Origin of the sequence: Peptoniphilus gorbachii, from assembly GCF_016908115.1 — a bacterium.
GTDB classification, from domain to species: Bacteria; Bacillota; Clostridia; order Tissierellales; family Peptoniphilaceae; genus Peptoniphilus_A; species Peptoniphilus_A gorbachii.
This window is the reverse complement of the sequence record NZ_JAFBDH010000001.1, coordinates 251,679-265,165: the sequence shown is the minus strand read 5'-3', so window position 1 is coordinate 265,165 and position 13,487 is coordinate 251,679. Positions and strand designations below refer to the sequence as shown.

The 13,487-nt window shown below is 32.6% G+C and carries 15 protein-coding genes; 11 read left to right on the top strand and 4 right to left on the bottom strand.

Annotation, left to right across the window (positions count from 1 at the left end):
* Positions 1–10 precede the first annotated feature (10 nt).
* Both tet(M) and JOD41_RS01260 read left to right on the top strand, forming a co-directional pair.
* Complete coding sequence (gene tet(M) / locus JOD41_RS01265; RefSeq protein WP_000691736.1) at positions 11–1,930, top strand: tetracycline resistance ribosomal protection protein Tet(M); 1,920 nt, start codon at positions 11–13, stop codon at positions 1,928–1,930.
* 91 nt (positions 1,931–2,021) lie between these two features.
* The gene (locus JOD41_RS01260) at positions 2,022–2,216 is read left to right on the top strand and encodes a cysteine-rich KTR domain-containing protein (RefSeq protein ID WP_074048148.1); all 195 of its coding nucleotides are present in this window, start codon (positions 2,022–2,024) and stop codon (positions 2,214–2,216) included.
* Positions 2,217–2,275: 59 nt separating this feature from the next.
* Here the strand turns inward: JOD41_RS01260 and JOD41_RS01255 are convergent, their stop codons facing one another.
* Positions 2,276–2,629 carry a helix-turn-helix transcriptional regulator gene (locus JOD41_RS01255; RefSeq protein ID WP_001227347.1) on the bottom strand — a complete coding sequence of 118 codons (354 nt, stop codon included), beginning with the start codon at positions 2,627–2,629 and terminating at the stop codon, positions 2,276–2,278.
* 504 nt (positions 2,630–3,133) lie between these two features.
* Between JOD41_RS01255 and JOD41_RS01250 the strand changes: the two genes are divergently transcribed.
* Both JOD41_RS01250 and JOD41_RS01245 read left to right on the top strand, forming a co-directional pair.
* The gene (locus JOD41_RS01250) at positions 3,134–3,559 is read left to right on the top strand and encodes a sigma-70 family RNA polymerase sigma factor (protein ID WP_005957428.1); all 426 of its coding nucleotides are present in this window, start codon (positions 3,134–3,136) and stop codon (positions 3,557–3,559) included.
* Positions 3,556–3,786: a helix-turn-helix domain-containing protein gene (locus tag JOD41_RS01245; RefSeq protein ID WP_001224508.1), complete on the top strand. Its 231-nt coding sequence runs from the start codon at positions 3,556–3,558 to the stop codon at positions 3,784–3,786. The genes JOD41_RS01250 and JOD41_RS01245 overlap by 4 nt, the downstream gene beginning before the upstream one ends.
* A gap of 68 nt (positions 3,787–3,854) precedes the next feature.
* On the opposite strand, the gene JOD41_RS09255 is transcribed toward JOD41_RS01245, so the two are convergent.
* Complete coding sequence (locus JOD41_RS09255; protein WP_258559368.1) at positions 3,855–3,983, bottom strand: hypothetical protein; 129 nt, start codon at positions 3,981–3,983, stop codon at positions 3,855–3,857.
* A 264-nt stretch (positions 3,984–4,247) separates the two neighbouring features.
* Between JOD41_RS09255 and JOD41_RS01240 the strand changes: the two genes are divergently transcribed.
* The 5 genes from JOD41_RS01240 (at position 4,248) to phaC (ending at position 8,985) form a co-directional block, all read left to right on the top strand.
* Positions 4,248–4,451: an excisionase gene (locus JOD41_RS01240; RefSeq protein WP_000814510.1), complete on the top strand. Its 204-nt coding sequence runs from the start codon at positions 4,248–4,250 to the stop codon at positions 4,449–4,451.
* 81 nt (positions 4,452–4,532) lie between these two features.
* Positions 4,533–5,750, top strand: coding sequence for a tyrosine-type recombinase/integrase (locus JOD41_RS01235; protein ID WP_001291569.1), 1,218 nt, complete (start codon positions 4,533–4,535; stop codon positions 5,748–5,750).
* 287 nt (positions 5,751–6,037) lie between these two features.
* On the top strand, positions 6,038–6,703 hold the full coding sequence (locus JOD41_RS01230) for a GNAT family N-acetyltransferase (protein ID WP_205051259.1): 666 nt from the start codon (positions 6,038–6,040) through the stop codon (positions 6,701–6,703).
* A 137-nt stretch (positions 6,704–6,840) separates the two neighbouring features.
* Complete coding sequence (locus JOD41_RS01225; RefSeq protein ID WP_205051258.1) at positions 6,841–7,899, top strand: poly(R)-hydroxyalkanoic acid synthase subunit PhaE; 1,059 nt, start codon at positions 6,841–6,843, stop codon at positions 7,897–7,899.
* A 15-nt stretch (positions 7,900–7,914) separates the two neighbouring features.
* Positions 7,915–8,985 carry a class III poly(R)-hydroxyalkanoic acid synthase subunit PhaC gene (phaC, locus tag JOD41_RS01220; RefSeq protein ID WP_205051257.1) on the top strand — a complete coding sequence of 357 codons (1,071 nt, stop codon included), beginning with the start codon at positions 7,915–7,917 and terminating at the stop codon, positions 8,983–8,985.
* A 57-nt stretch (positions 8,986–9,042) separates the two neighbouring features.
* Here phaC and JOD41_RS01215 read toward each other — a convergent pair whose 3' ends face one another.
* Positions 9,043–9,627, bottom strand: coding sequence for a class II aldolase/adducin family protein (locus JOD41_RS01215; RefSeq protein ID WP_205051256.1), 585 nt, complete (start codon positions 9,625–9,627; stop codon positions 9,043–9,045).
* Between the two features lie 93 nt (positions 9,628–9,720).
* Here JOD41_RS01215 and JOD41_RS01210 point away from each other — a divergent pair, with 93 nt between their 5' ends.
* Both JOD41_RS01210 and JOD41_RS01205 read left to right on the top strand, forming a co-directional pair.
* Positions 9,721–10,551 carry a purine-nucleoside phosphorylase gene (locus JOD41_RS01210; RefSeq protein ID WP_205051255.1) on the top strand — a complete coding sequence of 277 codons (831 nt, stop codon included), beginning with the start codon at positions 9,721–9,723 and terminating at the stop codon, positions 10,549–10,551.
* The gene (locus tag JOD41_RS01205; RefSeq protein WP_205051254.1) at positions 10,552–11,592 is read left to right on the top strand and encodes a s-methyl-5-thioribose-1-phosphate isomerase; all 1,041 of its coding nucleotides are present in this window, start codon (positions 10,552–10,554) and stop codon (positions 11,590–11,592) included. It abuts the gene before it with no gap.
* Between the two features lie 62 nt (positions 11,593–11,654).
* Here JOD41_RS01205 and JOD41_RS01200 read toward each other — a convergent pair whose 3' ends face one another.
* On the bottom strand, positions 11,655–13,457 hold the full coding sequence (locus tag JOD41_RS01200; RefSeq protein ID WP_239540835.1) for a zinc ribbon domain-containing protein: 1,803 nt from the start codon (positions 13,455–13,457) through the stop codon (positions 11,655–11,657).
* Positions 13,458–13,487: the final 30 nt, after the last annotated feature.

The window sequence follows — 13,487 nt, the reverse complement described above, 5'->3', positions numbered from 1 at the left end:
GGAAAATCACATGAAAATTATTAATATTGGAGTTTTAGCTCATGTTGATGCAGGAAAAACTACCTTAACAGAAAGCTTATTATATAACAGTGGAGCGATTACAGAATTAGGAAGCGTGGACAAAGGTACAACGAGGACGGATAATACGCTTTTAGAACGTCAGAGAGGAATTACAATTCAGACAGGAATAACCTCTTTTCAGTGGGAAAATACGAAGGTGAACATCATAGACACGCCAGGACATATGGATTTCTTAGCAGAAGTATATCGTTCATTATCAGTTTTAGATGGGGCAATTCTACTGATTTCTGCAAAAGATGGCGTACAAGCACAAACTCGTATATTATTTCATGCACTTAGGAAAATGGGGATTCCCACAATCTTTTTTATCAATAAGATTGACCAAAATGGAATTGATTTATCAACGGTTTATCAGGATATTAAAGAGAAACTTTCTGCCGAAATTGTAATCAAACAGAAGGTAGAACTGTATCCTAATATGTGTGTGACGAACTTTACCGAATCTGAACAATGGGATACGGTAATAGAGGGAAACGATGACCTTTTAGAGAAATATATGTCCGGTAAATCATTAGAAGCATTGGAACTCGAACAAGAGGAAAGCATAAGATTTCAGAATTGTTCTCTGTTCCCTCTTTATCATGGAAGTGCAAAAAGTAATATAGGGATTGATAACCTTATAGAAGTTATTACTAATAAATTTTATTCATCAACACATCGAGGTCCGTCTGAACTTTGCGGAAATGTTTTCAAAATTGAATATACAAAAAAAAGACAACGTCTTGCATATATACGCCTTTATAGTGGAGTACTACATTTACGAGATTCGGTTAGAGTATCAGAAAAAGAAAAAATAAAAGTTACAGAAATGTATACTTCAATAAATGGTGAATTATGTAAGATTGATAGAGCTTATTCTGGAGAAATTGTTATTTTGCAAAATGAGTTTTTGAAGTTAAATAGTGTTCTTGGAGATACAAAACTATTGCCACAGAGAAAAAAGATTGAAAATCCGCACCCTCTACTACAAACAACTGTTGAACCGAGTAAACCTGAACAGAGAGAAATGTTGCTTGATGCCCTTTTGGAAATCTCAGATAGTGATCCGCTTCTACGATATTACGTGGATTCTACGACACATGAAATTATACTTTCTTTCTTAGGGAAAGTACAAATGGAAGTGATTAGTGCACTGTTGCAAGAAAAGTATCATGTGGAGATAGAACTAAAAGAGCCTACAGTCATTTATATGGAGAGACCGTTAAAAAATGCAGAATATACCATTCACATCGAAGTGCCGCCAAATCCTTTCTGGGCTTCCATTGGTTTATCTGTATCACCGCTTCCGTTGGGAAGTGGAATGCAGTATGAGAGCTCGGTTTCTCTTGGATACTTAAATCAATCATTTCAAAATGCAGTTATGGAAGGGATACGCTATGGTTGCGAACAAGGATTATATGGTTGGAATGTGACGGACTGTAAAATCTGTTTTAAGTATGGCTTATACTATAGCCCTGTTAGTACCCCAGCAGATTTTCGGATGCTTGCTCCTATTGTATTGGAACAAGTCTTAAAAAAAGCTGGAACAGAATTGTTAGAGCCATATCTTAGTTTTAAAATTTATGCGCCACAGGAATATCTTTCACGAGCATACAACGATGCTCCTAAATATTGTGCGAACATCGTAGACACTCAATTGAAAAATAATGAGGTCATTCTTAGTGGAGAAATCCCTGCTCGGTGTATTCAAGAATATCGTAGTGATTTAACTTTCTTTACAAATGGACGTAGTGTTTGTTTAACAGAGTTAAAAGGGTACCATGTTACTACCGGTGAACCTGTTTGCCAGCCCCGTCGTCCAAATAGTCGGATAGATAAAGTACGATATATGTTCAATAAAATAACTTAGTGTATTTTATGTTGTTATATAAATATGGTTTCTTGTTAAATAAGATGAAATATTTTTTAATAAAGATTTGAATTAAAGTGTAAAGGAGGAGATAGTTATTATAAACTACAAGTGGATATTATGTCCTGTATGTGGAAATAAAACACGATTAAAGATAAGGGAAGATACTGAATTAAAAAAATTCCCCCTCTATTGTCCGAAATGCAGACAAGAAAATTTAATTGAAATAAAGCAGTTCAAAGTAACTGTGATTACAGAGCCAGACGCAAAGACGCAGAGCCGATAAAATGAGATTAATACAATCTCATTTTATCGGCTCTTTCCGTTATGTATGGATTCTTTTAATTAGTCTTCGATGTTTCTTGCTTCGTTGATACCGCTGGCTAAAGATTCCATTAAGGATAGTTCTTTGTCTGTAAAGCTATCCATGTATTTCTCTATCTGTAATCGTCGGGTGCTTTTTACCAAGTTATTAGCAGGTAAGAAAAATTCATCAACGGAAACATGAAGTAACGATACAAGGTCATAAAGAACTTGTATGCTGGGGTGTTGCCCTTTATTTTCAATATTAGTTAAGTACCGTGGGTCAATTTCAATCAATGCTCCCACTTGTTCACGAGTTAAACCTCGTTTCAATCGAGCTTCTTTAATGGCTAAACCAAAGGCTCTAAAATCATATTTATCTTCTTTTTTACGCATAGTAGACCACCTCTATACATTTTATTGTTCCTACTGAATTAAAAACAGGTATAGAAAAACGTGTTATATGGTTTATAGGTTTATATTTAATAAAAAGCACTACTAAACGCCAATAAAAAAAACCGTTATATGGTAGTGCTATTTACGCTGTTAAAATATTGTATATTACTTCCAAATGGCGGTTTGTTGGAGGTCAACGTCGCCATGAAGTACATCATATACAATAAATTTCCTTACATTGGGTTCTTGTCAAAAAAAGTCGTCTATCTGCAATAGATAAGTACGTCCACCAATGTGGTTTTATAAATCATATAGATAGAATAACAGAAGCATGTAAACAGAGAAATAAATCTGTTTATATGCTTTTTTGGCTATTCAGAACTTTTTTACAAAGTTTATTTATCAGTAATGCAACAAATCCCCCTTTCACATTGGGACTAAGAGTGAAAGGAGATAAACGAGCAAGGCTCACTTCCTTTCCTAGACAGAAAGGGGGTGAGAAACATGAAACCATCTTCTTTTCAGACCACAATAGAAAATCAGTTTGACTATATCTGTAAACGTGCTATGGAAGACGAGCGAAAGAATTATATGCTTTATCTTTCAAGGATTGCAAAGCGTGAGGTGTCCTTTTCGGATGTTGGCGATTATCTTGTTAGCCAGTTTGCGACAACAGATAACTATTCAACTGACTTTCAGATTTTTACACTCAATGGGTTATCAGTAGGCGTTGAAAATGATTTGTTGAGTGAAGCATTACGTGAGTTGCCAGACAAGAAACGTGAAATTCTACTGCTGTTTTACTTTATGGACATGAGCGATTCAGAAATTGCAGACCTGTTGAAATTGAACCGTTCTACTGTCTATCGGCATAGAACCAGTGGACTAGCCTTAATCAAGAAGTTTATGGAGGAGGAAAACGAAGAATGAGAAAAGAATATTCCAGAATTCCATTCCCATTGATTGTAAAGGCTTGTGATGGCGATACAGAAGCGATTAACCAGATTCTACATTATTACAGAGGGTACATTGCTAAACGCTCTCTACGGTTGATGAAAGATGAATATGGCAATCAAAGTATGGTCGTTGATGAGGTCTTACGTGGACGAATGGAAACCAGGTTGATTACAAAAATCCTGTCATTTGAGATTGAGTAGCACCGATTTATCTCTCTTTTCGTGGAAGTGCGGACGAGCTTTCCATACTTCCCGATTGGGGAGGTTTGTTATTCCATCAAAGCATATTGTCTTTCAGTATGTTTTGATAGGCTGACAAGCCATCTGTTCTTTGAAAACTGAATAACAGCAGTCGAATACATTTCGATAAGAAAAGAGCCAACGGAGCTGACCGCCATGACCTGCCCTGTAAAGATAGCGAGCGATTCATGTCAGTGATCCGAGAAGTAATCTTTAGCAGGATTGCCAGCGAAGACATTCTTATCGTAATAATGATACTCCTGTATCGTCATAGTCCGAGCGTTAAAAGCGTCGCAGGCAATGAGTACAGTTGGACGAGAACCGTGCAAGGGTGGAACTCCCGTGAGCTTTGCTAAAGCTGTTCGATTGCTTGTAAAACTACTTTTATGAAATCTAACGTGTGATTGGGAAAGGAGGATTTTATGAAGCAGACAGATATTCCTATCTGGGAGCGTTATACCCTGACCATTGAAGAAGCGTCTAAGTATTTCCGTATTGGCGAAAATAAGCTCCGTCGTTTGGCAGATGAAAATAAAAATGCTGATTGGCTGATTATGAATGGCAATCGTATTCAGATAAAGCGAAAACAGTTTGAAAAAATTATTGATAAATTGGACGCAATCTAGCGTCGCCAAAGGGTCTTGGATATGATAAAATAGCATTAAGTCGTATCAAGGCTCTTTCCATTTTGGAAAGGAGCGAAAGCCATGTCAGAGAAAAGACGTGACAATAAAGGTCGCATTTTAAAGACTGGGGAGAGCCAACGAAAAGACGGAAGATACTTATATAAATATGTAGATTCATTTGGAGAACCGCAATTTATCTACTCATGGAAACTGGTGGCTACAGACAGAGTACCAGCAGGAAAGCGTGATTGTGTTCCTCTTCGGGAAAAAGTTGCGGAGCTACTGAAAGACATTCATGATGGCATTGATGTTGTAGGAAAGAAAATGACACTTTGTCAGCTTTACGCAAAGCAGAATGCTCAAAGACCCAATGTGAAGAAAGGCACGCAAACTGGACGGAAATATCTGATGGATATTTTGACAAAGGACAAGTTAGGTGCAAGGAGCATAGACAGCATTAAACCGTCTGACGCTAAAGAATGGGCGATTAGAATGAGTGAAGATGGATATGCTTATCAAACCATCAATAACTATAAACGTTCTTTAAGGGCTTCATTCTATATTGCGATTGAAGACGATTGTGTTCGGAAGAATCCCTTTGACTTCCAGCTAAATACCGTCATTGATGATGATACTGTTCCTAAAGTCGCATTGACAACGGAGCAGGAAGAAAAGCTGTTATCCTTTGCGAAAGCTGATAAGACCTACAGCAAGAATTATGATGAAATCCTGATACTCTTAAAAACGGGTCTTCGTATTTCAGAGTTTGGCGGTCTGACACTTCCAGATTTGGATTTTGAAAATCGTCTTGTCAAGGTAGACCATCAGTTACTACGAGATACTGAAAATGGATACTACATTGAAACTCCCAAGACTAAAAGTGGCGAACGACAAGTTCCTATGGTTGAAGAAGCCTATCAAGCGTTTCAGCGAGTGCTGGCGAATCGGAAGAACCGTAAATGTGTTGTGATTGATGGTTATAGTAATTTCCTTTTTCTCAATGGGAAAGACTATCCTAAAGTGGCAAGTGATTACAATGGTATGTTGAAAAACCTTGTCAAGAAATACAATAAATATCATGAGGATAAGCTACCCCATATCACTCCACACATTTTGCGTCATACGTTCTGCACTAACTATGCAAATGCAGGAATGAACCCAAAAGCATTGCAGTACATTATGGGGCATGCGAATATAAACATGACGCTGAACTATTACGCACATGCTACATTCGATTCTGCTATGGCAGAGATGAACCGCTTGGAAAAAAAGAAACAGCAGGAACGTCTTGTTGCTTAGTAGTACAGATGAATTTACTACTAATTTACCACTTCTGACAGTCAATTCATGAGGAAATATATAAGGAAACGTGAAGTATCTTCCAACAGTAAAAATGCTCGAAGCCCTTTAGAATAAGGATTTGCGAGCATTTAATGAGATTTAAAAGGATAATTAGAAATCTATGTTTTGTTTGTTATAAAATATTAAAAACATTATTCATGTTAGTTTATTAAAGACAAAATAAGCTTAACATTTACACAAATTATATTTTGAAATAAAATTATAGGATTATAATAGGAGCCAATATGAAGAAATTAATTTTTAAATTTTTAGAAAAAGAACACATTGACGAGATATATGAACTAACTTCAGAAGTTTATAGAGGAATTGAGAATAAGGAAATTTTTTCTCACGACTCAAAAAGTGATTTAGAACATCTTATAGATAATGGAGGATCCTTTATTGGAGTTTACGATGAGGATAAACTTGTTGCATATAGAAGTTTAAAAGTTCCCGATAAGGAAGATAATCTAGCCTATGATGTTGACTTTTTCATCGATCCAGAAAAAGTCATTATAAATGACACAGTTGTTGTTTTAAAGGAATATAGAGGTAGAAATTTACAAAACATAACTAGAGAAAAGTTGGAAGAAAAATATAAAGATTCTAAATTTACTCACAAGATGTCAACTATTTCTCCTAAAAATCATAGGTCTTATAAAAATACTTTGGATTCAGGATATATGCTAGTGGCTCTTAAAAAGAAATATCCTGATGAATTTTCAGAAGAGGGATATGATAGATTTATTTTATTAAAGTCAGAAGACATTAATTTTGACTTTACTGGAGAAGAGATTACTATACATTCAAGTGAAACTGATAAATTAAGAGAAGCCTTTGATTCAAATTATGTAGGTGTTGCTGTAGATGATCATGGCAACATTTTATTTAAAGAAGCAAAAATAGTTTAATTTTGGATTTATCTAAAAAAAGTAATAAATCTTTAAATTGTTAAATTTTAAGTAACTTGGGGTATAAAAGTTATAAGACAATAGAGTATAAACATAAAATAATATTATTTATTATAAAAATAAGAGGAGGAATTAATTTGGATAAAGCATACAATTTCTTTGAAGACTATATGAATTCACAAAAAAAGATGATGGATATGTGGCAAGATTATGCAAAATCTTTTGGAGGAAATAATTTTAATCCCTTTAGTGAAGAATATCTTTCAAGTATGAACAAAATTTTTGGAGACTTAGGAAGTGCTGATTTCTTTAATTATAGTGGTACGCCTTCTGAACTTGCACAAAAAATTAAAGATACCTCTAAAATTTATTACAGCATTTATGAACTTTATAAGAATATTTATGACAAAAGCATAGAACCAACAAAAGAAAATTTTGAAAGGATAATGAAAAAATATAAGGATGGTTCACTTCAATATATAAACAATTATCTTTTCCCATATATTCCAGTTGATTTACAAAATTTAATTAAACAATGCATGGGTGCATGTGAAAGTTATAGGGATACTCTTATGACAGTTTATGGTCCATGGATGGATACTTCATCTGACTTAATGGATTCTGTAATGAAGGGAGCCTTTGCTGATCCTAAGGCATTCCTTGAATTTTTTAAACTCTGGAAGAAAAATTACGGAGAAACTTTTGGAAAAATGTTAAATTCTCCACAATTTGGAATTGACAGAAATTCTTATGAAATGCAAATGAAAACAATAGATAAGCTTATTACTTTCATTGGAAACTATCTAGAGTTAACTACAATGCTATCAAACTTAGTTACAGAATCAACAGAAAATGTTGTAAAAGATAGTTTCGAAATGATAAAAAAGGGAGAAGCACCTAAGACTTTTGAAGAATTTTACAATTATTGGAGAAAGAAAACATCAGATGAGTTTGATAAATTATTTTACTCAGATGAATTTTCTAAGTTTTTAGGTAATTTTGTTGATTCCTTAATGCTTTTAAAAATTGACTTAGATAAAGTTGTTGAAGAATCCCTTAAATGGTATCCAATTCCAACAAATTCTGACATGGATTCACTTTACAAAACAGTATATGAACTTAAAAAAGAAGTTAGAAGCCTAAAAAAACACATTAGAGACAAAGAATTTGATGAAGAAAAAAAGGATAATAAATAATAGGAGGTTATTAATTTGAAAAACGTATTTGGAATAGATTATGTTAAGTCAATGTCAGATATGGTCGACTCATATGAAAAACTTATTAAGGGTGTAGACACTCTTATGAATGTCGATTATAGTGGCTTTGATGCAACTCCTAAGGAGCTAATTTTTCAAGAAGACAAGATGAAGCTCTATCATTATGAAGCAAAAGTAAAAGATCCAAATAAAATTCCAACTTTAATTGTATATGCTCTTGTAAACAAGCAATACATGATGGACTTACAAGAAGATAGATCTCTTATAAAAAATTTATTAGAAGGTGGACAAGACATTTATATCATTGATTGGGGTTATCCAACAATGGATGATAAATATATGGGACTTGAAGATTATATAAATGGTTATATTGATGATTGCGTAGATATAATTAGAAGAAGACACAAGATTGAAAAAATTAACATTATTGGAATTTGCCAAGGGGGAACTTTCTCCTTTATTTATACAGCTACTCATGGTGAAAAAGTAAATGCACTTGTTTCACTTGTAACTCCAATTGATTTTTCTACTGATGATGGACTCCTATTTAAATGGGGACCATATCTAAATCCAGAAAATATGGTAAAGGCCTTTGGAAATGTGCCTGGAGAATTTATGAATGCAGGTTTTGTATTCTTAAAGCCAATTGATTTAATGATGGATAAATATGTTGGTGTTATTGATTCTCTTGACGATTCAAATAAACTTGCAAACTTCCTTCGTATGGAACACTGGATTTTCGATTCACCAGATCAAGTTGGAAGAGCTTATCAAGAGTTTCAAGAAGAAATGTATCACAAAAATAATTTAATTAAAGGTGAGTTTTATCTCGATGGCGAAAGAGTTGACCTTAAAAATGTAAAATGCCCAGTGCTTGCAATTCTAGGCACAAAGGACAATCAAGTTCCACCAAATGCAACAAGACCAATTCCTAAGGCAGTTGGCTCAAAAGATGTTGAACTTGTTGAAGTTGAAACAGGTCACATTGGACTTTTTGTATCTGGTAGAAGTCAAAGAGAAGTTGCACCAAAGATTAACGAATTTTTGACAAGTAGATCTAAATAAAAATAATTTACCGAGCTCAGGCTCGGTATTTTTATGTTCCATTTTAACTTTATAAATTTATTCTTCGATTATCTTTGGCTCGCCAATATTTAAGGAATAATAATAAATTTTTGCAGCGTCTTCAACATATTCTGCAGATAAAAAAGCAGATTCAATGTTCTTTCCACAAGAAACGACTCCATGATTTGCAAGTAGACAGGAATTTGATTTTTTTAAATATGGGATAAGAGATTTTGCAAGTTCAAGAGAACCTGAAGGCTTGAAGGGAGCAACTTTAATTTCTCCACCTAAAAAAGGCTTCATTTCAATTAATATTAGGGGAATTTTCTTTCGTGAAACTGCAAAGGCTGTGGCAATAGGAGAATGAGTGTGGACTATTGCATTATAATTTGGGTAATTTTTATAAATTTCTACATGCATCATCCATTCTGATGAAGGTTTTTTATCTCCTTCTAGTATTTCACCCATAAAATTTATTTTTACAATGTCATCTTCTGTGATTTCTAAATAGTCCATACCACTCGGCGTTATGTAAATTTCATCACCTTGTCCTCTAAGGCTTAAATTTCCACTTGTTCCAGCAACTAAATTTTTATCTAAAAGTTTTTTTCCATAATCTATTAAAAGTTTTTTATAATTCATCTTGCACCTCAAATAATAATTTATCATATTTTTGATATAATTGACAATTGAATATGCTGTGTTAGACTAGATATAAATAAATGGAGAGGTAGAATGTTAAAGAAAAAGAATTTTGATACTTATAAAAAAAGTGCTGATTATATTTTAGATAAGATAAAAACAAAAGTAGAGATAGCAATAATTCTTGGCACAGGCCTTGAAAATCTTTTAGACGAAATGGAAGATAAAATTGAAATAAACTATAGAGATGTGCCAAATTTTTTAATTTCAACAACTAATAATAGTGAGGGAAAATTTATTTTTGGAAAATTATCAGGCAAAAAGGTTATTTGCATGACCAAAAGATTTCACTACTATGAAGGATATGACTTTGATGAATTGGTCATGCCAGTTTATGTTTTAAAACTTCTTGGTGTTGAAAAATTAATTTTAACAAATGCAGCAGGTGCTGTAAATTATAATTTTTATCCAGGAGATATTTGTCTTATAAGAGATCACATAAATTTTGCAGGTGTGAGTCCAACTAGGGGCAACAATTTAGCTGAATTTGGAGAAAGATTTTATCCCATTGATAAATTGTATGATGAAAAACTTAGAAAACTTGCAAAAAAATCTGCAATTAAGTTAGGCTTTGAAGTAAAAGAAGCTGTTTACTTTTTTACAGTGGGTCCATTTTTTGAATCGCCATCAGAAATAAGAGCAATAAGAACTCTTGGTGGAGACTTAGTTGGTATGTCAACAATTACTGAAACCTTAACGGCAGGACATTGTGGCATAAAAGTTCTTGCTTTTTCTGTTGCCACAAATTATTCCTCTGATCGAATTGAAAATATGGACGGAACTGAAGTGGAAGATGTGGCGAGAGAAGTTTCACCAAAGTTAAAAAACTTAATTTTAAAAATAATTGAGGAGATAGATGATTAAATGAAAAGACAAGATTATGACATGCCTTTTATGCTTAGATATGAAAATGTAGCTTGGTATGAAAATGGAGAAGTTAGAATTTTAGATAGGCGAGTTTATCCAAAAAAAGTTAGATTTGAAATTTGCAAAAATCACAAAGAAGTTGCAAAAGCAATAAAAGATATGGTAACTCAATCTGCTGGCCCCTATACGGCAGCAGGAATGGGTATGGCACTTGCTGCCTATGAGGCTAGAGATCTTAAAGGGGACGAGCTTTTAAAATATTTAGAAGATGCAGCCAATACAATTTCTACTGCAAGGCCAACTACATCTACAAGACTAAAAAAAGTTACAAAGGGATCCATAGATGTTGCAAAAAAAGCAGTTGAAAAGGGAGAAGATGTAGTTGAAAAAATTTTCGAAGAAGCTATAAATTCTCTAAATAGAAGATACAGTGCCATGAATGATGTTGCCAAATACCTCTGCGATTTAATTCCAGATGGAGGAAAAGTTTTGACACAATGTTTTGCAGAGACAATTATTGGCACAATGACAAGAACGCTTAAAGAGCAAGGCAAAAATGTGAAATTTTACTGTGCAGAAACGAGACCCTATTATCAAGGGGCAAGACTTACTGCAACTTCAATAAGTGAAATGGGCTTTGATACAACTGTTATAACAGATAATATGGTTGCCTACACTATGGAAAATATTGGCATAGATCTATTTACGTCGGCATCAGACACAATTACTCTTGATGGCCATGTGGCAAATAAAGTTGGAACACACCAAATTGCTATTGTGGCAAGGGAATTTAAGGTTCCTTTTTATATAACGGGCATGCCAGATTGGGGAAAAAAGACAAAGAGGGACATAGTGATTGAATTAAGAGACCCTTCTCTTGTTTTAGGTGATCATACAGCAAAAGGAGTTAAAGCTATATATCCTTCCTTTGATATAACACCACCAGAACTTATAAGTGGTTTTGTAACAGACAAGGGAATTTATAAGCCAAGAGATTTAAAAAAATATTTAGAGACAGATTATAAAAGTTACTATTAATTTTAAAAATATCAATAAAAAAGGAGAGCAGTTTTTTTACTACTCTCCTTATTTTATTGAGTTTAAAAAAGTGTTACGAAAATAAAATTAATTATAAACCAAATCATTTTAAATAGAAGTTCAAAAAGAGTAAAGGCTATAGAATACCAACCAATAAAATTAATTTTTGATCTTCCAACAAAGTTTTTACTATAAAGAGTAATTGCAATGAGTAAGGATAATATAATTAAAATCAAAGTTGCAAGAGGCATTGCAGTTAAAGCTTGCAACATATTGTATTTAAAAAATCCACCAAAAGGTGTAATTATAAATCCAACAAATAAAAATACCTTACAAATTATCCAGTTAATTAGTGCAAATTTTTTAACTTCAGGATAAGATGTGTCAATTTCATCTCTATCACTGGCAATATTAAGTGGAACATAAAATTCTAAATAATCAAAAACAAGTTTAAGAAGTAAAAATAATATTAAAATTAATTTAAAAGATCCACTTCCAATTAAAAGGGCAATAGCATTTAATAAAGCACCAAAACCAATAACAATTTTACTTTCTCTTGAACCAAAGTCACCAATATAATTAGATAATTTATTAGTGATTTTACTTAGAAATTCAGTTATTTTGTCGAGACTATCCATTGAAGACTTAGAAAATTTTGATTCCATATTACTAACTTTTTTGGATAAATCTTTTTCAACCTTTGAATCAACAGATTTTATTTCTTTTACAGGTTTTTCGCCTTTGTCTTTAAAGGAAAACAAATCCTTTAGATTTTTTGACCTTTTATTTGTAGCAGCGTCTTTTTCTATTTTTTTATTCTTAAAAATAGGGGAAGATAGAGGAAGGCCTTTTTCCTTTTGAGAAGTATTTAAATCTTTTTTTATATCCTTATTTATTGAAGAATCAGTTGAATTTTCCTTTGAAGTCATATCAATATGGATTACATCTTCATCTTTAGAAGAATTATTATTTATATTTTTTTTAATTTCTGATTCTTTTTTTACTTCTTCAGCTTTTTTTGTTTCTTTTTTCTTTCTTTCATCTTCAGATTTTTTTATTGCATTTTCAATATCAATCTTTGGAGTAGAAAGAGTATTTTCAAAAGTTTTTTCAGAATCTTCAACAGATTTACTGATTTCAAAGTTCCTGGTGTCTTCTTTTTTCTTGTTATCATCTTTTATACTTGAAAAAATAGAAAATTCATCATTTTCTTCATTAATAAAGTTTTTCCATTTTTCTTTTAGAGAAAACTTTTTGGGCTTTTCACTTTCTATAAAATCTGAATCATTTTTATCTTCAAAAGATTCTTTTTTAACTGATAAATCTTTATCAGTTTTAGGATAAATATTTTTATTTTTTTCCTTAAAATTTGATTTTTTTAGTTCCTCTTGAACTCTTTTTATTAATTCCTTTTGGCTAATGCCAGAATCAGTCTTAACATTTTTATTTGCATTTAAAAAATCTTTGTCAGCTTTTTTAGTGTCAATAGTATCAAATTTCTTTTGAGAAACTTTAAGTTTTTTTTCTATCTCATTATCCCTTACAGGAGGCTTCTCTATTATTTTTTCCTTTGCAGGTGATTTTGTTTGGACATTGCCCTTTTTGTAATCTTCAATATTTTTGGAAATTTTTCTATCTACTTCAGCAATAATATTTTTGAGTTCGTCAGTAGTGTCAATGGCATCAAGAGATTTTGGATTAAAGACTCTAGTGTGTTCAGAAATTTTTTGAACCTTAGATGTATCTTCTTTTTTATCAGATGAATTTAACGTAATGTTTACCTTTACATTTTTTAAATTGTTACCACAGGAAGGACAAAAATTGTCATTCTTAGAGACAGGATTTCCACATTTTGGACAAAACAATGTAGCACCTTCTTTCATAAATTCTATAAA